Below are 20,088 nucleotides of genomic sequence, written 5' to 3' on the forward strand. Positions count from 1 at the left end.
AACAAACAAAATGCCCGCCGGATAACAACTATCTGGCGGGCATTTTCATAATTTTCCAGACTTATTTATCGTCTGTTTTCTTCTTAATGTCACGCTTAACTTCCTTGGCTTCGTCCTTGGTGGCATTGTAGGCTTTCTCAGTTCCACGTTTCGCTTTTTTGGCGCCCTTTTCTACGCCGTCTCCTACGTATTCCGCACCTTCCTTGGTTTTGTCACCAACGTACTCAGCGCCGTCTTTGGTTTTCTCGCCCACAACTTTTGCGTCTTTCTTAATCTCCTTACCTGCTTTCCGTCCGGCAGATTTGGTCTTGTCGACAGCTTGTTCAGTTTTAGTTTTTGCATCCTGCGCGTAAGCAGCAGATGAGAATGCGATTAAAGCGGCTAATACAAATACTTTTTTCATGATTTCAGTTTGTTCAAATGGATCGCCCGAAAGTGGGGTCGATGAAACAGAGCAAAAATCATTCCGCGGGAACAACCCGCGTCACAAACTTCGTTCTGTTCTGATCTCTGAAATTTCTTTGAAAATGTCTTCTTCGGAAATCTCAGTGATGTTCGGGAGCGTTTTCGAGAAATTACTCCATCGTTCGTTCCAAGAAGGTTTTGTTTCCTTTACCGAGATCAATCCCAGCGCCGCCATGTCATCGATCAGCCGTTTCACCTCGGGATTACTTATTTCAATCGTTAGTGTTTCCATAAGAGACTATTTACACCAATTTAGGATTTTACATTGGGAAAACAAAAAGTGTATTTCTCAACTCCTAAACGAATAAATCCGGCCGTTTGTGGCCGGGTTTATCTTCAATGCAGTCAAGTTGCTTGTTCTTTACTTCAATTCCTTGGAAGCAGCTGCGAATACCTCGGTAGATGCGCTACCAGTCTTTTTTGCTTCGAATGTAGTTACCTTTTCGGTTTTAGCCTTCTCGTTCATTCCATGCATATCCGCGTGCTCCACTGCAATGTGCGGCGCGATTACCAGGGAAACGATCGACATCAGCTTGATCAGAATGTTCATTGAAGGCCCGGATGTATCTTTAAACGGATCTCCCACAGTATCTCCGGTTACTGCCGCCTTGTGCGGTTCTGATTTCTTGTAGTAAGTCTGTCCGTTAATTACCGCGCCTTTTTCAAAAGACTTCTTGGCATTATCCCAAGCGCCGCCTGCATTGTTTTGAAAAATTCCCATCAATACGCCCGATACAGTCACACCCGCCAATGTACCTCCGAGTACCTCTGGCCCGAAAAGAAAGCCGACCAGTACAGGCACAATCAGGGCGATAAGGCCAGGCGCTACCATTTCACGGATTGATGCCTGCGTGGAGATAGCAACACATTTGTCGTACTCCGGCTTAGCCGTACCTTCCATAATACCCGGAATTTCGCGGAACTGCCGACGTACTTCTTCCACCATTTTCATAGCCGCGCGACCTACCGCCGCAATGGCGAGCGATGAGAAAATAAAAGGTATCATCGCTCCTACAAACAGCCCGGCGAGCACATTAGCTTTATAAATATCAATTGAATTGATCCCCGCCACACCGCAGAACGCAGCAAAAAGCGCCAGGGAAGTAAGTGCCGCCGAAGCGATTGCAAAACCTTTTCCGGTTGCGGCAGTGGTGTTACCTACTGCATCAAGTACATCTGTCCGACCACGTACTTCCTCAGGTAAATGTGCCATTTCAGCAATTCCACCCGCATTGTCTGCGATCGGCCCGAAAGCATCGATCGCGAGCTGCATGGCAGTTGTCGCCATCATACCTGCCGCTGCGATAGCCACACCGTACAGACCTGCAAATTCATAACTGATAAAAATACCAGCCGCCAGTACAAGCGTCGGGATTACGGTTGATTCCATTCCTACTGAGAGACCACCAATAATATTGGTCGCGTGGCCCGTAGAAGACTGGTTAACAATCGACTGGACCGGCCGCTTACCCATTGCAGTATAATATTCAGTAACCATCGACATGATCGCACCCACAACAGAGCCCAGCAAAATTGCCCAATAAACGTCCATTGCTGTAAAATCAACCCCTCTGATCGTGAGCGTACCTTCTGGCAACATCCACATCGTCAAAGGATAACTTACAACCAGCACCAGGATAATGGAACCCCAGTTCCCGCGGTTTAATGCTGCCTGTACATTGCCATTATCATCAGCAACACGCACAAGCATCATCCCGATGATAGACGCAATCAAGCCCATTCCAGCAATGACCATTGGAAGCAGGATCGGTGCAATTCCACCGAAGTTATCTGTTGAAGTAGCGACAATCTCCCTACCTAAAACCATGGTAGCCAGAATTGTAGCCACGTATGAACCAAACAAGTCGGCGCCCATTCCGGCTACGTCTCCCACGTTGTCACCAACGTTATCCGCAATAGTAGCTGGATTGCGCGGATCGTCTTCGGGGATTCCTGCTTCAACCTTACCGACCAGGTCGGCACCCACGTCAGCTGCTTTGGTGTAAATACCGCCGCCTACACGCGCAAAAAGCGCAATCGATTCAGCACCAAGCGAAAATCCGGCGAGTACTTCCAGCACTTTTTCCATTGCCAGCCCATTCACGTCTGTGCTGTCGCCTACGAATGCGGAATATAAAATGATAAAGAGTCCGCCCAGCCCTATTACTGCAAGGCTTGCTACGCCGATCCCCATTACAGAACCGCCAGTAAATGAAACTTCCAGCGCTTTTGCAAGACTGGTTCGCGCAGCCTGGGTGGTACGCACGTTCGATTTTGTAGCGATATTCATGCCGATGTACCCTGCAAATGCAGATACAAAAGCGCCGATTACAAACGATATTCCAATAAATGCACTTGAATTTTCAACGAGGGTACCGGAGTAGCCCAGCAATATTGCAACTATAATTCCAAAGACGATGAGTACACGCCATTCGGCTTTCAGGAAGGCAAGGGCGCCATCTGCAATAGCATCCGCTATCTCTTTCATTTCAGGACTTCCACCATCCTGTCGGACAACCCAGCCTCTTTTGAAGAACATAACCAGCAGGCCAACAAGACCGAGAACCGGTACTAAATAGGTAATGACACTCATGCTATATCCAATTTATTGTTAAAATGTTTACAATTCCGTAAATATAGAAAATGAGACCTCATAACAAAATCCAAAAACCCGCTTTTTGGTTAATTCTTATAGATTTTATAAAAATTTAATGAACATAGCTCAGTGGAAATGCCTCAGAAATTGAAGCATTTTACAACAAAACCTGACCTAACTAATTAGTCTCCAGCGCCTTTGAGCCTGCCGGACGGAAGATTGCGAGAAGAAGCAGACTGCCCAGGAACCCCGCCAAACCGGCAGCTATCGCGAGCATTGTTCCTCCCAGCATGTATTGCACAAGATTGAGGTGAATGGATTCGAGCGTCAAATTGTCGAAAGAACTGATTTCCACACCTTTCTCGTAGAACAAACCGCCGAATTGGTAGCTGGCGAAGATGATGAATGGAATAAATGGAGGAATACTGATATGGGCGGCAGTTAGGAAAAGGACTTTGTTCATCCGAAAGAAAATCGAAAGCGGGATCCCGATCAGCAACTGAAAACCCCAGACTGGTAGAATTCCCATAAAAAAGCCGAAACCAATGGATCTGGCCTTGTCAAAATTGGATTCGCCCGGCTTGACAGCTTCCTGTTTGATCAGGTTCCACAAACCTTTCCGCCTCACTTGCAGGATCAGCCGTTTGGGTAGATAGTAAAGCAGGGTAAGTATTACAAGCCACGTATTAAGAATACTAATGCGGGTGAAGTCGCGGAACGGACGAAAATGCGTAACCCGCTCATTCTTATCGTAAATAACCTGTATGTTAATAGGAACAATGGGTACATCACGCCAGGCCATTTTCACGATCACTTCTATCTCGGTTTCAAATTTCCGCGTGAAAAGCTTCATGGATTCAAGCGGCTGCAATGGGTACAGCCTGAAACCCGTTTGTGTATCGGGAAGCGTGATCCCGGTTTCAAACTTGAACCAGAAATTGGAAAATTTGTTGCCAAACGAGCTTTTGCCCGGCACCCCCTCCTGCTCCATATTCCTTGATCCCATGATCAGTGCACCCGGGTTTAAATGCGCGGCTTCGATGAAAGCAGGTATGTCGCTCGCGAGATGCTGACCGTCCGAGTCGAGCGTGATTGCATTCTGGTAACCCAGCAGAATGGCCTCCTGAAAAGCCCGCCTGAGCGAGTAGCCCTTTCCGAAATTTTTGAAATTGTTTAAAACACGCAGTTTAACGCCGTACGAGGACAGTATGTACTTGGTATCATCCGTGGAACCATCGTTGACCACAATCACCGTCTGCCCGTCCGCGTAAAGAAGCACAGAATCGATAACCCTCCGTAATGTGTTCTGATTGTTGTAAGTAGGAATGATAATGCAGCACTTGATCTCCGAAAGAGTCATTTTAGTTACGGGACTGATAAAAAATTTCTTTATGTCCGTTGAGTCAAAAAAGAGAGTAAATAACTCAGATGAATGTTGCTTGCAGCTTGAAAAAAACTGAACCGCCACTTTCCCCGGAAGCGATAATATCCAGCGTATCCTGCATCTTGTATTTGATAGAAACCGTCAGTTCTGTATGCATTGATGGATCGAGTACTTCCAGAAACTTACAGGTTCTCAGCGTTTTTAACTTCACCTTTCTGCCTGTATGCTGCGCCAGTGTCTCCTGCACCATTTCCAGCTGAATCACCCCCGGTACCACCGGCGCACCTGGAAAATGTCCGCTAAAAAGTGCGTGTGTTGGATCGATTGTCACTGCCCCATTTACGCCACCGTCTGTTTGTTCGAGTGCCCCGATATGGTAAATTCCTTGCTGCATCCTGTTCAAGTATACTTATAAATTTTGGAAGAGACTATCGTTAATCGACTGATTGAATTTCTCAGATGAAAATTTCATCACGCTTTTGTCACCTCCCTTTTCAAAAAACGTCAATTCTTTCACCCTGAGGGAGCTTTTGGGAAAAACCATCGTGATTTTTGAATAAATATTTTTAAGCCGCCGGTTAATGGGGGTCAGCACGATCTGGTACTGATCTTCATTCCCCAGACAAGCAATGGAAAACGCTTTGTTCTGCTGGAAATCGCCGTTAACAAGCCCTATCATAAGCTCTTTAATCTGCGAAGCCATTCTGCCCGCCTGGCCCACATTCTTCTCTTTTCCGCCTTCCTGGATGCGCAGCTTATCACCGTTAATTAATATGACGTATTTAGAAGGAGACTTCTGCTCCCAGCGCATTTTGTCTTTTTGCTGAAAGTAGAACAAACCTGAGGAACGCTCGGGCTCTTTGAGAACTGCCAGGAATTTTTCTTCTGTAAATGCTGCCTGAATGGATGTCGTAGCCTGTGAAGTTTTACGCAACTCAGCCAGGACTTTTTCCTGATCAGCCACCGGCTTGAAAGTTTGTGCCTGCAAAATATGCGTAGCCCCAATGCAGAACAAGCACAAAATGAACCTGAATTTATTCATAAGCTTCTTTTTCAATGAGTTGGGAAAGAGGTATAATCTTGATCCCCTTTTGCAGACAATGCTCGATCACATCTTCAACAGAATCGGCAGTAACGCGCAGGTTGTCGTGCAGCAACACTATATCCCTCGTTTTTAGCCGGGCTATGATCTTGTTGATAATCTGGTACTTATTGGTAGCGCGCGTATCCAGGCTCCGCAGCGACCAGCCTATTGAATGCAGCCGCAGCTCTTTTAATACCTTCGCATAAATGGGGTTTGTGACGCCAAATGGCGGTCTGAAAAACACGGGCGACTTTCCTATGGCAGACAAAATCGCCTCACTGCATTTTTCAATGTCGTGTTTCAATTTTGTCCCCGGGAAAAACCCGAGGAAATAACTGTGGCTATAAGTATGGTTGCCGATAATATGTCCCTCACTTTCAATTTGACGAAGCAGTTCCGGGTATTTTGCAGCCTTTTTGCCAATTACAAAAAATGCTGCTTTCACATTCTTTTCTCTTAAAACTTCCAGGATACGCGGTGTCGTATCAGGGTCCGGACCATCGTCGAATGTAAGCGAGATAGCCTTTTTCCTGCCTTGGTTAATGGACTTGAAAAAGTAGTTGGACTGGATTTTAAAAGATCCGTAAGCGGTAATTGCGAGGTAAGCCACCACAATAGCCACAAAGACTAACCATGCAAAGCCGGTCTCCCAAAAGATGATCCCGCTCAATGCAAACACAGTAATAGATGTGAATGTGACGATGTTATGCTTCAACTGATTGTATCAATGTTAATCCCAGGTTCTCACTTCTCAATGCATTTACGATGAGTATATTCCGAATCGATCTATCAGTTCGCATCAGATCTGCCGCGTAGTGCATTCCAAAAGCAGCGGCAGTTGGGTAAATGCCCGAAAATGCCAGATAGTCAATGCATCGCTCTCCGCTCATACCAGCCGAAGTAAATAAGTCCACCAACTCTCCGGACTGTTCCGGCAGCAGCGACGCAAACAAGACATAGTCAACCTCAGCTGCATTCAGTTCATTCCTTTGCAAGAAATCGTTGATCGCCGAAGTCTTGCTTTCCGGGAATGCAATAGGCCAGCAATCTTTTACACAGGCAACCGTGTCGCTTTCGGGTGCATTGGAAACAATAAAAAATGATGCCGCAGAAGTAAGCTGACGCGCAGGACGCACGTTCAGTTCGCCCGCTATTTCCGTCAATATCTCAATGTATTCATCCGCCGCTCCCACCAATATGCTGGCTTCTCCGTCATCCAAAAGCATCATCGCGTCCAGCAATGCATGCTCGAAAGAGAGCGTGTTCTGCGTGTGGGTCATATTGTAGCCGTGATTGCTGATGCTCAGCGAAATCTGGCCGGCCATTGTATTGTGCGTCGACTGGATAAAAGAAGTGGGCGGCAGCAATCCCTCAACGGTTAATGAGGTATTGAGGAATTTTTCAGTGTCGTGCAGGCAGCCCAGACCCGTTCCAACAATGATCGCATCCGGCTGTTCCAAGTGCGACTGCGCAAGGCAATCCTTCGCACAAGCCACAGACATACGCAGGATCTTGCTCATGCGGCGAAGCAAACCCGCATCAATAAACGCCTTGAAGTCAGGAGTTATCAAAGAGGAATCCGCTTCCAACGCACAGATCGACTTCGAAAATCCTGCATTTCCAAAGGTAGGCTGGTGCGAAATCGTGGAGGCGGCTGAAATATAGTACACGCTTTTTTCCATATTAAGCACGATCTGAAAAGACCAGAGATGAATTATTACCGCCAAAACCAAAGGAATTGGACAACACAGCCCGCACTTCCCGGTCGGTTTGCAACGTTATGACCGGCTCTAATCCGGTCTCTTCGATGCTGTTTTTGAAATTCAGGTTTGGGTAGATGAGGTTATTCTGAATGGATAAAACTGAAAAAACAGCCTCAATCGCGCCTGCGGCAGCAAGCGTGTGACCTGTAAATGCTTTTGTTGAACTGAATGCGGGAATCTGGTCTGCAAAGACATTCTTCAAAGCGACAGATTCTGATAAATCGTTGTTTTTGGTGCCGGTACCATGCGCATTTACATATGTGATCCCGGATGTATTCAAACCGGATTTCTTCAAAGCCTGCGCTATCGCCAGGGTAGCACCTTTTCCTTCCGGCGAAGAGGCAGTCTGGTGATATGCATCTGCCGCATTTGCCCAGCCGCTTAAATAGGCGATCGTTGTGTTTCCTGAGAATTCAATGCTTTTTTCATTCTCCAATAACAAAAAACCAGCGCCTTCGCCCAGGTTCAATCCGCTTCTCGATTCATCGAAAGGGCGGCACCATTGATCGTCATAAATCATCAGCGACCGGAAACCATCGATGGTAAAGCTCGCCAATGCATCCGAGCCGCCTACCAGCACCCGGTCCAGTCTGTTTTGCAGGATCAGCCTGGCACCGAGCATGATCGCATTGGCACCTGACGAGCAAGCAGTTGACAAAGTATTTACGTAATCTTTAATACCCAGCTCAGCGGCGATCCGCTCAGTTGTTGATCCGCTGTCGTGTGTTTTGAGCAACCGGAAATCCGGATTTTCCTTTGCGAGATAATCTTTGTAAAAATGTTCGCTGCGGTCCATCCCGCCTACCGAAGTAGCCGAGATAATGCCTGTCCGCAAGGATTTTGACAACCTGTTTTTGCCCCAGGCCTCGCGTGCCGCCAGCAGCCCGAGCAGTGAAGTACGGGACACATACCTGGTACCAATATGCAATGCAGCTTTCAGGTCTTCATTTGAAATCTTGGCCTCTCCCACCAGCAATTCCGAATTTTCTTTCAGAAAAGCCATTTTACCAATTCCCGATTTTCCCTCTTTCAATGCACGCAGGTTTTCTTCAACCGTTAATCCAATTGCAGAAACAACACCGATACCTGTGATCCGGACTCCCATTGATTGTTCGATCAGCTTTTGCGTTTGCGGATGTATTCCGCCATTGTGTTGACAGATTTGAATGCTTCTTTGCCTTCCTCGGGCTTGGTAACCTGGATACCATGGTATTTTTCGAGCAGAACGATCAGTTCAAGCGCGTCGATAGAATCGAGTCCGAGTCCTTCGTCGTTGAAGAGCAGGCTATCGTCGGCAATGTCCGCAGGCGTGATATCTTCGAGGTTAAGCTGTTCTATGATCTGTTTTTTAAGGTCTTCTTTGAGCGTGTCCATTGCCTTATAAATATTGAGTGTGAATTTTAGTTTGTTGGGAAATTATGTCAGAGACAGGTTTAACAGGTTTTCTGCATTGAGTTCCAGGCTGTCCGTTCCGCTTTCCTCAACGAGAAAAAGCAACACGTCGATCCTGCCTTCCAGAACTTCCAGCCACCCGCAAAGTGCGGCCTTCGCGCCTGTTGATCCTATTACCTGCAAATAATTGAGGAAGAATCCGGGAGCGAATTTAGGTAAAACAGCAAACATATTTTCGCCGTACCATTTGTTCAAAATGGCTATTTCACCCAAAACAATGTTGGGCAAGGTATAAACAAACACAGACGGACTTGGTGAATCGCTTCCTTCGTAAGACTTAATAAAACGCAAGTCCGTATCAGTGCTGGACACGCTATTCGCGAAAACCAATGCAATTTCATCGTCTTCGTAATTCGTTGCAAAGTCCGGATTAGCACGCTTGATCAGCTCGGAAGCCAGGTAACCCGCCTGTGAGAGCGAGTCCATTTTATAAAATTTGGGGTAGCCGAATCCCTGCTCCTTGTAAATCTGCTTGAACCAGGAATCGGACGATGCTAAGTCCCTACGCGCCACCTCGGCGCCATTTACTGCACAATAATCCTCTTTTAGCCGGCAATATGCTGTAATACGCTTCATATTTTTCGGATGATCAAAGAGGCATTTCCGCCGCCAAAACCGGATGCAGTTTTCAATATTGTTCTCAATTCTTTCTTTTCATTTTCCAAAACCACATGGAGCGGCTTTGAGGTACCCGCATTGCGAAAACCCAGACTTTTAATAAGCGCTCCATTTCTGATCATCTGCATAGAGGCTGCGGTTTCAATAACGCCGGCTGCACCCAAAGTATGCCCGAAATACCCTTTGAAACTATTTAAGTGAACATTGCTCATATCCAGCCTGTCGAATGCAATGGATTCCATCTCGTCGTTGAATACCGTCGCAGTCCCATGCGCCGAGATAAAATCGATATCGTCGGGTTGTACCTGATTATTCGCGAGCGTCTTTTTCACACTCCTGTACAAGCCTTCACCAGTCCGCGACGGGCCCGAAATGTGGTTTGCATCGTTGGCGCTTGCGCCGGTCAGAAGTTCAAGCGGCGCTTCATAAAAAACGGTACTCGATCGGGAAAGAACGACAGCACTGCAACCTTCGCCCAGCGTAATCCCGTTCCGGGCCGCGTCGAACGGAGCACAAGGCTGGTCACTTGCCGCGAAAAGCGACTGAAACCCGTTTATAACAAAGTCCGAAAGCACATCACAGCCAATAACCACGGCGTGATCATACAGATTTGACTTAATAAAATTACTAGCCGCATTAATCGCCAGTACTCCCGAAATGCATGCATTTGAAACAACAACAGGCACATTGACCAGCGAAAACCGTACGCGTATTGCCTCCATTACGGACGCAAACTGATCTCTCACATTGACATCCAATGCACCTTTGGTCGAACTTATAAGTACAAGGGTTCGGTCCGAGGAAACAATGGCGGGATCAATTTTGTGGGAAATGGCAGTGAGACTGTCCGTAACAAGCTTTTCAAATTTGTTTTCGGCTGAAAGTGAATGCATTTTGGCCAAATGGATGCTTTCACCTGAAAAACCGGCACCTGCTACCAGCGAGATGCCCGATCTGTTTTCCATTAATCCGCTCCAATTTTGCTCCGTCGTGTCGCCCAGAGGCGTAATCATTACCTCAGCCCCGATATAAATCATTCTGATGTTACTTTTTGAAAATCAGGCTAAACCTGGTTTTTTACTTTCCATTCCTGGTAGAATGCGGGCGTGATCAATTCCAGCGTACGCGTTTCCTTGTCCAGAAAAACCTGCATGGTTTTGCCTATCGCGCACAATTCCCCAGTTGTCAAGTTGATCACTTCATATTCAAACTGGATTTTCGCCGACTTGACAGGCACATATCTGGTTACAACTTTGATCGCTTGTCCGTAGTATACCGGCGCTTTGTGGTCTATTTCGGATTTAACGATCGGTGTAAAATAACCTTTGTTAAAAATGGTCAGGTACTCCAATCCGTAAGTCTTACCAAATGCCTCTCTGCCGTCTTCAAAAAATTTAAGGTAGTTACCATGCCAAACTACGCCCATTGCGTCGGTTTCGCTGAACCGTATGTCTATTTCGATTTCCGAAGCAATCATTATGTACTTTTTAGGGGTTATTCCGCAACAACAATTTTCATCTCACAACCCAGCAATATACGTCCTTCCAGGAAACTTTCACCTTTCACCAGGTAAATATTTCCAAGTTGGTGCAAGGGTGAAACGCGCGTCAGGATGGTCGTGGAAGCGGGTGGCAGCTCGGAAACTTCCAGCTTGCTGACTGCGCCTATAAAGCCGATTTTAGCCTCTCCCCCCTCCTGCCTGCCCAGGTACCCGAATGAAAGTGCGCACGTTTGCGCGATATTTTCTATCAACCCGCTTGCCTGGAAAAAACCTTCTTCCACCAGCATATTATTACTTTCAATGAAGAAGTCTGTTTCAAATAATTCCTGGGTAGCATGAAGCAGATTGTCTACCATAATAAATGGCGCGCGGTGTGGAATGTAAGCTGTGACAGATTCTTTCGAAACGATCATTCGGCGAAGAAGTTGAAGTAGTTAAACCATTGTTCAGGGTACTGACGAACCTTTTTTTCCAGCTCAGCTACATACAGCTGCGCAATTGCCTCTGGTTTCATCTTATCGGTGATCGGTGCAGTCGCACTCAGATGGTAGCTGTACTTACCGTTTTTGGCAGCAAAAACAAAGGTTACCGGCGCCTGAAATTTGGAGGCAATGACAAACGGACCAAACGGAAACCGCGCCTTTTTACCTAAAAAATTCATTTCAATGAATTTCGAACCTTCCAGGTAACGGTCTGAATGTATAGCAACAAATTCGTTGTTAACCAATGCGTTCCGGATAGCAATAACGTGCGAGAGATCGTCCTTGATTGCAATCACATTGAACCGCGAACCTCCTGTAGAAAGGTCCATATACTGCTTAATACTCTCAACTTCGGCATCAAGCATTACAATATTGATAGTCGGCGTAACCCTGCCTTTCAGCAGGTTACCTGCCGTTTCCCAGTTACCCAGGTGGGCGCTGAGCAATATCCCGCCTTGACCCATTTCGCGGATGTCGATCAGGTACTGCTCATTCTCGAAAGTATGCGTGAATTGTTCGGTCTTTCCCAGCAGAAAAGCAGCGCGGTCTACCAGCGTTTGTCCGAAGATGTAAAAGTTGGCCCGGACGAGCTTTTTGGCAGCCCGCTCCGACACATGAAGGGTATTTTGATAAAAATCAAGTAGCGCACGTCTGGGTTTGGCTGCAAACAAATAGTAATAAAACGTAACTACTCGCAGCAAGAGGTAAGCAAAGTTCAGCCCCAGGGAATTAATGAAAAAGAGAAAAATCTTGTACCCTGTTAAAGATCCTTTGGTCTTACCGTCCCAACGGCTCATTTACAAAGCAAGTTTCTTGCGCACTAATCTATAAAAATCTCCAAAGGTCACGATTTCCTTGAAGTCCTCCCCTGTAAGCTTCACATTGAGATTTTCCTCGATCAACACGACAAGGTCCACATAGTCAAGACTATCCAGGTCGAGTGTATCTTTCAGACTGTTTTCAGGAATGATTTCACTCCTGTCCACCTCGAATTCTGTTGACAAAAAATCCCTGGTTTCTTCAACTATTTCTTCCCAACTCATTTTTACTTCGTTAGCATGCATAGCAGTAAAATTAATTTATTCTCACTGATAGTTTGAAAATCCTTACACTTTTAAATATATCCGAAGGCTGGCACAAAGAGAGCAAAGTCCATTCGAAAAGGTCCGTTCAGAGATTTGGAGGAGAACAAAATTACAAAATTTCAGGCATTAAGAAGCGGCCGTTTACGAAGTATTTAACTGCGCACGATTACGGCTGTCTAGATTTTCCTGATGATCAGCGTAGAGTTTGTTCCGCCGAAACCGAATGAATTAGAGAGAAAACAGTCGATATTCTGTTCTCTGGTTTCAGCGATCACATTGATTTTTTGAGAGTCTTCATCGGGGTTCTCAAAATTGATGTTCGGAGCAATAAATCCGTTTTGCATCATCAGCAGCGAGTACACGATCTCGCTTGATCCTGCCATCCAGCATTCGTGCCCCGTCATGGACTTGGTGGAACTTACAGGCACATCGCCGCCAAAAACCTCGAAAATGGCACGCGCCTCGCTGCCGTCACCAACAGGTGTAGATGTGGCGTGCGCATTGATATAGTCAATCTGGCTGGTTGTGATACCTGCCTGTTTCAAAGCCATTTGAAGCGACCTGATTTGTCCATCAATACTTGGGTTGGAAATATGATCCCCGTTTGAAGAAAACCCGTATCCAATGAGCTCACCCAAAATAGGTGCGCCTCGTTCCATTGCAGATTCATAGGATTCGAGGATCACCGTTGCTGCGCCGCCGCTGGGGATCAATCCGTCGCGGTCCCTGTCAAACGGCCGGGAAGCCCTGGCCGGCTCAGCTTCACGCACCGAGAATGTACCCAGTCCATCGAAGCTCGCCATCGCAGCCGCATTGATTTCCTGTGCGCCGCCGCAGATAATGCGCTCCTGTAATCCCTGGGCAATCATCAGGTAACCCATTCCAATCGAATGCGATCCCGAGGCACAAGCCGCGCTGAGTGTGAAATTGATCCCTTTCAGCTTGAAAATCGTCGAAAGGTTCATATTCACGGTACTGTTCATATTCTGGAAAATCGCACCGCTCCCGATCAATGTGGTATCGCGCTTTTCCTTGGCTTTATCCACCGCCTCCACGACAGAAGCCGCAGTACTATCGTTTCCGTATATTATGCCGGTTTCTGTTTTATCAAGATAATCAATGTCGAGTCCCGAAAATTCGAGCGCCTCGCGCGTCGCCATATATGCATAGACAGCCGGCTGGTGCATTCCCAAACGTTGTCTTCTCGAAAGATAGTTTTTCAGTTCAGGCTCCTCTACCATACCCGTCAACGCCGAGCGAAAGCCGAAATCCTTTCTCACCTGATCAAATACAATCCCGCTTTTACCGGCATACAGCGATTTAGCTACCTCTTCCAGATTCTGGCCGAGGCAGGAGTAAATTCCAATTCCGGTGATAACAACTCTGCGACTCATTTGTTACGAATAAATTCCTCCGTTGATATTAATGACCTCGCCGGTAATGTAGGCAGCTTTGTCGGAAACAAGGAAACTAACCAGGTGCGCTACTTCGGCAGCCGTACCAAAACGGTTCATCGGGATCATTTGTTTCAATTCAGTTTCATTTAAATCTTTGGTCATATCGCTGGTGATAAAACCGGGCGCAACTGCATTCACGGTGATCTTACGCTTGGCAACTTCCTGCGCCAGCGCCTTCGTCGCCGAGATAACAGCGCCTTTCGCCGCCGAGTAATTGGTTTGTCCGGCAACCCCTTTCATCCCCGAAACCGAGGCAATATTGACGATCCTGCCCGATCTTTTGCGCAGCATCTGCTGGATTGCATTCTGGGTTACATTGAATAAACCTTTGGTCGATATATTCAGCACATCGTCCCAATCCTGCTCTGGCATCCACATAAACAGACCGTCGCGGGTAACGCCGGCATTGTTCACCAAAACGCTGATTGTCTTGTCTCCGTTCTTTTCTTTCCAGGCATTCAGGGCAGCATCCACTTCTGATTTTGTCTGCACATTAAACTGCATCAGCTCGCCTGTACCGCCATTTTCCTCTATTTCTGCAAGTGCTTCCCTCGCTGCCGCCTCATTGGAAGCATAGTTCACGAGAATGTGCAAGCCGTGGTCTTTCGCCAGTTGTACCGCAATTGCCCTTCCGAGTCCTCTGGAAGCTCCTGTTACCAAAGCACAGCTCATAACTTAAAAGGGGTTTCTTTGATATATTCAAAAACTGCGGCTATGCTTTCTGACTGCGGCAGATCGTCTTTCACGAAATGAGCATATTGGCGGATCTGACTGTAAACAGATTTCGCATTGGGCGACAGCCGCTCTTTCTCGTCAGGTTCGAGCAGATCGATCGCCTGGCAAATGGCCATAATATGGATGGACATTACCTGAAATGAGTTTTCCAGCACCTGCTTTGCAATTACGGCGCTGTTGGTACCCATACTCACAATGTCCTGATTGTCATTATTGTTCGGAATGCTGTGAACATATACCGAGCTGGAAAGCGCCTGGTTTTCAGCGGTTGTTGAAGTAGCGGTAAACTGTACACCCTGAAACCCGAAGTTCAGCCCCCAGGTACCTGCATTCAAAAACGGCGGAAATTTTCCATTCAGCTTGCTGTTCATCAGGAAGTTGAGTTGTCTTTCCATCAACATAGAAAGCTTCGTCAGAACGATTTTCACTTTGTCCATTTCAAGCGAAATATAGTCGCCGTGGAAATTACCTCCGTGAAATACATTGTCATCTTCCGGACTTACGATCGGATTATCGTTAGTTGAGTTGAGCTCATTTTCAACCACTTCCTGTGCATAATGGATCGTGTCGAGTATCGGCCCCAATATCTGTGGAACGCAACGAATGGAATAGTATTCCTGAATTTTCCTTTCAAATTCCTTCCGCTGCATTGCGGTATCATCCTTGAAAAGCTCTTCGCGGCTGCGGATCATTTTACTTCCCGCCACAAAATCCCGCATTTGCTGCGCGATCAGCTGCTGTCCCCTATGATGTTTAACCGCATTGAGTTCTTTGGAAAACGAATCGTCAAATGCTTCTATCACTTCATTGAGCATGGAAGAAGCGGCGATCGCCCATTGCAAAAGCCTCTTGGCATAAATCAGGTTGATCGCCGCCATACCTGTCATGCAGGAAGTACCATTGATCAACCCCAATCCGTCGCGCAATTCCATTTGCAGCGGCGCGATTTCTTTAGCGGCAAGTACCTCGGCAGTTTGCTTCCGGACACCATTGTCATACACACAGCCCTCGCCGATCAGGTTAAGTCCCAAATGCGACAATTGCACCAGGTCGCCGCTTGCGCCCACACTGCCATGTTCGAAGATTTCGGGTACAATCCCATTGTTCAAGAAAGCAACCAGCTGCTTTATTACTGCGGTGCTTACGCCGGAATTGGCCTGTAAAAATGAGTTAAGGCGGGCCACCATCACGCTGCGTGCGTAAACCTCGGAAAGTGGCTTTCCGATCCCGCTGGAATGGCTGCGGATCAGGTTGTATTGAAGGTTGCTAAGCTTGTCGGTCTCAATCCGGTACTGCGCCATTGGGCCGAACCCGGTATTGATGCCGTATATAATTTTATCTTTGGAGAAATTCGTTAAAAAGGCAAAGGATTTCGATACTTGATTAAGAATGTCGTCAGCGAGAATAAATTCCTTTTTTTCAAAAGCATATTGCTCGATCTGAGCTAATGAAATACGATTCATTTAAAGATAGAGTAATTGAATATTGTGTAAAATAAACCTTTTTTTGCGGCTTTGGCAAACCACTCAGTCAGCGGCTCCGGCTTGCAGGAAGTTGCCGGATTTGTACATTTCATTAATTTTGTCTGACACTCACGCTTTCCCCGCCGATGATCGGAGATTTACTTTTACGACTAAATAAATTCCTTTCCGGTCACAAAACAGCGTTCTATCTCAGCTTAATACTGCTTTCCTGTTTTCTGTTTGCAGGCATCTTCCGGCTGCGGGTTACCGAAAGCATTTTTGCTGCATTGCCAAAAGGTAAAAGTTTCGACGAATTCAACCGGCTTGTCGAAAGCAAGAACATCATCAACCAGATCGTGTTCTCCATTGATATCCCGACGGATACTGATGCCGAAACCGCTCGCCTGATCGCAGAAGAGCTTTCCGACACACTTACCAGGCACACCAGCGGCTATATCCGCAACATCCAGATCGAGCGGCCCAATGTGCAGGAGGATTTGTATCAATATGTATACACCCACTTTTCGGAGCTGATCGATGCGCCGTATTACAATCACATTGGGTCAAGATTAAAGCCCGATTCGATCCGCGCTGCTGTGGCAGCAACTTACAGACAGCTGCTTACGCCCGGCGGCTCTTTCCTGAAAAGGTTTATCCTCAACGATCCTCTCGGTATCACCGGCAAATACTTCGTTGAGCTTAATGCAAATAATAATGCAGGCAACCTCCTCATTGAAGACGGGATCATGTTTTCGGCAAACCGGAAAAGCATTCTGGTCTTCGCATCAACCGCTTACGATTCGGGCAACTCCGATAAGAATGTTGCACTCTTTGAATTGACCGAGCAGATCAGGGGAAAGTGGAACAGCCGCTACAAGCACAACCGCCTCAGCTACTTTGGTACATTCGAGATCTCGGCCAGGAATGCGATCCAGGTCAAACAGGACACGTATTATACCTCTTTCATTGCGCTGGGCTGCATTCTGCTGCTCCTGATCGTTTATTACCGGAAGCTGCTTACACCTGTTTTCATGTTGCTGCCCGGTTTGTTCGGCGCATTGTTTGCATTGGGCACGATCGGCTACCTGCGCCCGGAGGTATCGGGTATTTCGCTGGCTACCGGAGCAGTGATTTTCGGTATCCTGCTCGATTATGCTTTTCACTTCTTTACGCACCTCCGACATACCGGTTCCATCGCGACCGCCGTAAAAGAAGTGAGCGCGCCACTGCTGACAGGCAGCTTCACGACAGTAATGGCCTTCAGTGCGCTGCATTTCGCCAACTCGGCCGTGTTGCAGGATTTCGGTCTTTTTTCTTCCCTGGGACTGCTGGGCGCCGCGCTTTTTACATTGATTGCACTGCCGGTCATTCTCGAATCTGCACGTTTCGATTATAAGAAATTGCCAGCCGAGCGGCAGTCTGTCCACCTGCCCGCCATCCCGGCAAAGTGGCGGTTAGGGCTGCTGGGGATCATAGGGGTACTCACTTTCGTCTTCTTATACTTCGCTCAGTTCACCGAGTTTGACAGCGGCTTCGATAACCTCAGCCTGCAAAATGAAGACCTTTCTTTACGGGAGCAGTCGCTGACCGGCATTGATCCCAAAAAGCAAAAAAGGATCTATGTTTTTGCTTCGGACACGAGCCGGCAGGTTGCGGAAAACATCAATTATAAAGTCTATCAAAAACTCGCCGCATTGCGCCGGCAAGGCAGCATTTCCAGCTTTGCAAGTCCGGGCTCACTGCTGGTACCCCGGGATATTCAGTTACAGCGAACCAGAAAGTGGCACGAATACTGGAACCTGAGAAGAAAAGAAAGTGCATTTGACGTCATGGATAAGGCTGGCGCCAAAAACGGTTTCAATGCATTTGCCTTTAATGATTTTAAAAATTGGGTCGCGGGCCAGTATGAGCATTCCGTGTCTCAGGATACACTTTTCGCGGAGCTGGGGATAGACAATCTGGTGGAAAGAACAGCTGGCAAAACTACCTATATCTCAACTGTGGTAGTACCGCAGACCAACCTCGATGCAGTTAAGAGCGAACTCCGCCAGATTCCGCAGGCAGCCTTGTTCGACCGGGGCGAAATGGCGGGCGAAATGTTGTCGATGGTCAAAGACGATTTCAATTACCTGCTCCTGATATCAGCTTCCATTGTGTTCCTGACGCTCCTCGTAGTTTACGGCAGAATTGAGCTGACCCTCCTTTCCTTTCTCCCCATGGTAATCAGCTGGGTCTGGATACTGGGCATTGCGGCGATCTTTGGAATCAAATTCAACTTTGTCAATGTCATTGTTACCACATTCATTTTCGGACTCGGGGATGATTTCAGCATTTTCGTGACTGACGGTTTGCTAAGCAGGTATAAATACAAGAAAGACACCCTGCACTCCTACCAGTCTGCCATTATACTTTCGGCCACTACCACCATCATCGGTACAGGCGTGCTGATTTTTGCCAAACATCCCGCCATTCATTCCATTGCGGTGATCAGTGTACTGGGTATTGTCTGCATTCTCTTTATCTCTTTTGCTTTTCAACCTGTTCTTTTCGATTTTTTTGTCCAAAACAGGATTGCCAGAAAGAAGGCGCCGGTTACTCTGCTGCCCTTCCTGATCAGTATTTCAAGCTTTACATACTTTCTTTCCGGCTGTCTTTTCCTGCATTCCAAACTGCTCACGATCCTGATTTTACCGGTTTCAAAAAGCAGGAAACGGGCGATGATCAACAGTTCACTTTCGTGGTTTGCAAAGTCGGTCATTTACTCCGGCCCGCATGTGAAGAAGCGGTTTTCAGGACTTGAAAATCTGCAAATGGATAAGCCGGTGATCTTTATTGCCAACCACACCTCTTTCCTCGACATCCTGCTGGCCATTATGCTGCACCCGAAAATCGTGCTGATGGTCAAAGGCTGGGTATACAAATCTCCTTTTTTCGGTCCCATTATCCGGTATGCAGGTTATGTATACACTGACGATGGAGCCGAGCAGAATATTGAAAAAGTCAAGGAGTTGGTTGCGGAAGGATATTCCCTGCTGATTTTCCCGGAAGGGACCCGCTCGGAAGACGGTGAAATTGCACGTTTTCACAAAGGCGCATTCCATTTAGCCGCGCAGCTTGGTCTTGACATTCAGCCCATTCTGATCCACGGTGCGCACGATGTACTTCCTAAAAACGATTTTTTGATCCGGCCGGGCGCGCTGAACGTACGTGTATTGCCGCGCATTCCGCAGTCGGATCCATTGCTGTGCGGCCAGCTCAGAGACAGTACCAAGAATATGTCCGCGTATTTCCGGGCACAGTTTGCGGCTTATACGGATGAAATGGAAGATACGAGCTACCTGAAACACAAGATTTTCACCAATTACGTTTTCAAAGGGCCGGTGCTCGAATGGTATTTCAAAGTGAAGTGGAGACTTGAAAGCCGGAATTTCGCCAGCTATAACGAACTGATCGGCACGCGGAAGAAGATACTCGATCTGGGTTGCGGATATGGATACTTGTCTTTTTATCTTCACTACAAAAATGCAGAAAGGACGATCAGGGGAATTGACTACGATGAAGAAAAGATCAGTGTTGCGGAAAATAGCTACCGCAAGTCTGACCAGCTCCATTTTGAACAAATGGATGTAATGAAAGCCCGCCAGGAGGCGCAGGACGTGATTTTTCTGAACGATATACTGCATTATCTGTCGAAAGAAAAACAGCGAAAGCTGCTTGACAGGTGTGCCGCCGCATTAAATCCGGGCGGAATTCTATTTATCCGGGATGGTATCACTGACCTCAGCGGCCGTTTTGAAAACACAAAAAAGACCGAAGCGTTGTCGACCCGCATCTTTTCATTTAATAAAAAGGAAGAAGATTTTCACTTCTTTTCGTCAAAGGATATCGTCGAATTCGCGCACCATCACCATCTTCACTATGAGCTGAAAGAGCATTCGAAAAAAACGTCCAATGTCCTTTTTATCCTCCGAAAAGCGGGAGACACTTTATAGTAGCAATTCCT

Annotated in this window: 20 protein-coding genes; 1 reads left to right on the plus strand and 19 read right to left on the minus strand. The window is 47.0% G+C overall.

Annotated features, from left to right (window positions below):
* Nucleotides 1–61 precede the first annotated feature (61 nt).
* The 19 genes from AC1XTG_RS03380 to flxA all read right to left on the minus strand — a co-directional run bounded on the left by AC1XTG_RS03380 (nucleotide 62) and on the right by flxA (nucleotide 16,085).
* A complete protein-coding gene (locus AC1XTG_RS03380; protein WP_056286925.1) occupies nucleotides 62–403 on the minus strand; it encodes a hypothetical protein in 342 nt (113 codons plus the stop codon).
* Between the two features lie 81 nt (nucleotides 404–484).
* Nucleotides 485–697 carry a hypothetical protein gene (locus tag AC1XTG_RS03385; protein WP_484841025.1) on the minus strand — a complete coding sequence of 71 codons (213 nt, stop codon included), beginning with the start codon at nucleotides 695–697 and terminating at the stop codon, nucleotides 485–487.
* 129 nt (nucleotides 698–826) lie between these two features.
* The gene (locus AC1XTG_RS03390) at nucleotides 827–3,058 is read right to left on the minus strand and encodes a sodium-translocating pyrophosphatase (protein WP_056286920.1); all 2,232 of its coding nucleotides are present in this window, start codon (nucleotides 3,056–3,058) and stop codon (nucleotides 827–829) included.
* Between the two features lie 181 nt (nucleotides 3,059–3,239).
* Nucleotides 3,240–4,421 (minus strand): DUF2062 domain-containing protein, encoded by a 1,182-nt coding sequence (locus AC1XTG_RS03395; protein WP_056286917.1) that lies wholly within the window; start codon nucleotides 4,419–4,421, stop codon nucleotides 3,240–3,242.
* Nucleotides 4,422–4,485: 64 nt separating this feature from the next.
* Nucleotides 4,486–4,839, minus strand: a complete 354-nt coding sequence (locus AC1XTG_RS03400) for an ApeI family dehydratase (protein ID WP_484841026.1) — start codon at nucleotides 4,837–4,839, stop codon at nucleotides 4,486–4,488.
* Between the two features lie 15 nt (nucleotides 4,840–4,854).
* Nucleotides 4,855–5,487 (minus strand): flexirubin biosynthesis/transport protein LolA2, encoded by a 633-nt coding sequence (gene lolA2 / locus AC1XTG_RS03405; protein WP_484841027.1) that lies wholly within the window; start codon nucleotides 5,485–5,487, stop codon nucleotides 4,855–4,857.
* Complete coding sequence (locus AC1XTG_RS03410) at nucleotides 5,480–6,244, minus strand: polysaccharide deacetylase family protein (RefSeq protein WP_484841028.1); 765 nt, start codon at nucleotides 6,242–6,244, stop codon at nucleotides 5,480–5,482. The genes lolA2 and AC1XTG_RS03410 overlap by 8 nt, the downstream gene beginning before the upstream one ends.
* On the minus strand, nucleotides 6,234–7,211 hold the full coding sequence (locus tag AC1XTG_RS03415) for a beta-ketoacyl synthase chain length factor (protein WP_056286905.1): 978 nt from the start codon (nucleotides 7,209–7,211) through the stop codon (nucleotides 6,234–6,236). The genes AC1XTG_RS03410 and AC1XTG_RS03415 overlap by 11 nt, the downstream gene beginning before the upstream one ends.
* Before the next feature lies 1 nt (nucleotide 7,212).
* Complete coding sequence (locus AC1XTG_RS03420; protein WP_484841029.1) at nucleotides 7,213–8,397, minus strand: beta-ketoacyl-[acyl-carrier-protein] synthase family protein; 1,185 nt, start codon at nucleotides 8,395–8,397, stop codon at nucleotides 7,213–7,215.
* An 11-nt stretch (nucleotides 8,398–8,408) separates the two neighbouring features.
* Nucleotides 8,409–8,666, minus strand: coding sequence for a phosphopantetheine-binding protein (locus AC1XTG_RS03425; protein ID WP_056286897.1), 258 nt, complete (start codon nucleotides 8,664–8,666; stop codon nucleotides 8,409–8,411).
* A 42-nt stretch (nucleotides 8,667–8,708) separates the two neighbouring features.
* On the minus strand, nucleotides 8,709–9,320 hold the full coding sequence (locus AC1XTG_RS03430) for a hypothetical protein (RefSeq protein ID WP_484841030.1): 612 nt from the start codon (nucleotides 9,318–9,320) through the stop codon (nucleotides 8,709–8,711).
* Nucleotides 9,317–10,399, minus strand: a complete 1,083-nt coding sequence (locus AC1XTG_RS03435) for a beta-ketoacyl synthase N-terminal-like domain-containing protein (protein WP_484841031.1) — start codon at nucleotides 10,397–10,399, stop codon at nucleotides 9,317–9,319. Before AC1XTG_RS03435 ends, AC1XTG_RS03430 begins: the two co-directional genes overlap by 4 nt.
* 26 nt (nucleotides 10,400–10,425) lie before the next feature.
* On the minus strand, nucleotides 10,426–10,839 hold the full coding sequence (locus AC1XTG_RS03440) for an acyl-CoA thioesterase (RefSeq protein WP_056286888.1): 414 nt from the start codon (nucleotides 10,837–10,839) through the stop codon (nucleotides 10,426–10,428).
* A gap of 17 nt (nucleotides 10,840–10,856) precedes the next feature.
* Nucleotides 10,857–11,276 carry a hotdog family protein gene (locus tag AC1XTG_RS03445; RefSeq protein ID WP_484841032.1) on the minus strand — a complete coding sequence of 140 codons (420 nt, stop codon included), beginning with the start codon at nucleotides 11,274–11,276 and terminating at the stop codon, nucleotides 10,857–10,859.
* Nucleotides 11,273–12,142, minus strand: coding sequence for a lysophospholipid acyltransferase family protein (locus tag AC1XTG_RS03450; protein WP_056286883.1), 870 nt, complete (start codon nucleotides 12,140–12,142; stop codon nucleotides 11,273–11,275). The genes AC1XTG_RS03445 and AC1XTG_RS03450 overlap by 4 nt, the downstream gene beginning before the upstream one ends.
* Nucleotides 12,143–12,409 (minus strand): acyl carrier protein, encoded by a 267-nt coding sequence (locus tag AC1XTG_RS03455; RefSeq protein WP_082489239.1) that lies wholly within the window; start codon nucleotides 12,407–12,409, stop codon nucleotides 12,143–12,145. It lies immediately after the preceding gene.
* Between the two features lie 197 nt (nucleotides 12,410–12,606).
* On the minus strand, nucleotides 12,607–13,824 hold the full coding sequence (locus AC1XTG_RS03460; protein ID WP_484841033.1) for a beta-ketoacyl-[acyl-carrier-protein] synthase family protein: 1,218 nt from the start codon (nucleotides 13,822–13,824) through the stop codon (nucleotides 12,607–12,609).
* A gap of 3 nt (nucleotides 13,825–13,827) precedes the next feature.
* Nucleotides 13,828–14,559: a flexirubin biosynthesis SDR family reductase FlxB gene (gene flxB, locus AC1XTG_RS03465; protein ID WP_484841034.1), complete on the minus strand. Its 732-nt coding sequence runs from the start codon at nucleotides 14,557–14,559 to the stop codon at nucleotides 13,828–13,830.
* The gene (flxA, locus tag AC1XTG_RS03470) at nucleotides 14,556–16,085 is read right to left on the minus strand and encodes a flexirubin biosynthesis tyrosine ammonia-lyase FlxA (RefSeq protein ID WP_484841035.1); all 1,530 of its coding nucleotides are present in this window, start codon (nucleotides 16,083–16,085) and stop codon (nucleotides 14,556–14,558) included. The genes flxB and flxA overlap by 4 nt, the downstream gene beginning before the upstream one ends.
* Nucleotides 16,086–16,231: 146 nt before the next feature.
* Here flxA and AC1XTG_RS03475 point away from each other — a divergent pair, with 146 nt between their 5' ends.
* Nucleotides 16,232–20,077, plus strand: a complete 3,846-nt coding sequence (locus AC1XTG_RS03475; RefSeq protein ID WP_484841036.1) for a 1-acyl-sn-glycerol-3-phosphate acyltransferase — start codon at nucleotides 16,232–16,234, stop codon at nucleotides 20,075–20,077.
* Nucleotides 20,078–20,088 lie beyond the last annotated feature (11 nt).

The organism is Dyadobacter sp. HNCC25DJ183, from assembly GCF_056895175.1.

Bases quoted from the DNA above. Each gene is read 5' to 3' on its own strand.
- AC1XTG_RS03380 (WP_056286925.1), bottom strand. From the start codon at position 403: ATGAAAAAAGTATTTGTATTAGCCGCTTTAATCGCATTCTCATCTGCT.
- AC1XTG_RS03385 (WP_484841025.1), bottom strand. From the start codon at position 697: ATGGAAACACTAACGATTGAAATAAGTAATCCCGAGGTGAAACGGCTG.
- AC1XTG_RS03390 (WP_056286920.1), bottom strand. From the start codon at position 3,058: ATGAGTGTCATTACCTATTTAGTACCGGTTCTCGGTCTTGTTGGCCTG.
- AC1XTG_RS03395 (WP_056286917.1), bottom strand. From the start codon at position 4,421: ATGACTCTTTCGGAGATCAAGTGCTGCATTATCATTCCTACTTACAAC.
- AC1XTG_RS03400 (WP_484841026.1), bottom strand. From the start codon at position 4,839: ATGCAGCAAGGAATTTACCATATCGGGGCACTCGAACAAACAGACGGT.
- lolA2 (WP_484841027.1), bottom strand. From the start codon at position 5,487: ATGAATAAATTCAGGTTCATTTTGTGCTTGTTCTGCATTGGGGCTACG.
- AC1XTG_RS03415 (WP_056286905.1), bottom strand. From the start codon at position 7,211: ATGGAAAAAAGCGTGTACTATATTTCAGCCGCCTCCACGATTTCGCAC.
- AC1XTG_RS03420 (WP_484841029.1), bottom strand. From the start codon at position 8,397: ATGGGAGTCCGGATCACAGGTATCGGTGTTGTTTCTGCAATTGGATTA.
- AC1XTG_RS03425 (WP_056286897.1), bottom strand. From the start codon at position 8,666: ATGGACACGCTCAAAGAAGACCTTAAAAAACAGATCATAGAACAGCTT.
- AC1XTG_RS03430 (WP_484841030.1), bottom strand. From the start codon at position 9,320: ATGAAGCGTATTACAGCATATTGCCGGCTAAAAGAGGATTATTGTGCA.
- AC1XTG_RS03435 (WP_484841031.1), bottom strand. From the start codon at position 10,399: ATGATTTATATCGGGGCTGAGGTAATGATTACGCCTCTGGGCGACACG.
- AC1XTG_RS03440 (WP_056286888.1), bottom strand. From the start codon at position 10,839: ATGATTGCTTCGGAAATCGAAATAGACATACGGTTCAGCGAAACCGAC.
- AC1XTG_RS03445 (WP_484841032.1), bottom strand. From the start codon at position 11,276: ATGATCGTTTCGAAAGAATCTGTCACAGCTTACATTCCACACCGCGCG.
- AC1XTG_RS03450 (WP_056286883.1), bottom strand. From the start codon at position 12,142: ATGAGCCGTTGGGACGGTAAGACCAAAGGATCTTTAACAGGGTACAAG.
- AC1XTG_RS03455 (WP_082489239.1), bottom strand. From the start codon at position 12,409: ATGCATGCTAACGAAGTAAAAATGAGTTGGGAAGAAATAGTTGAAGAA.
- AC1XTG_RS03460 (WP_484841033.1), bottom strand. From the start codon at position 13,824: ATGAGTCGCAGAGTTGTTATCACCGGAATTGGAATTTACTCCTGCCTC.
- flxB (WP_484841034.1), bottom strand. From the start codon at position 14,559: ATGAGCTGTGCTTTGGTAACAGGAGCTTCCAGAGGACTCGGAAGGGCA.
- flxA (WP_484841035.1), bottom strand. From the start codon at position 16,085: ATGAATCGTATTTCATTAGCTCAGATCGAGCAATATGCTTTTGAAAAA.
- AC1XTG_RS03475 (WP_484841036.1), top strand. From the start codon at position 16,232: ATGATCGGAGATTTACTTTTACGACTAAATAAATTCCTTTCCGGTCAC.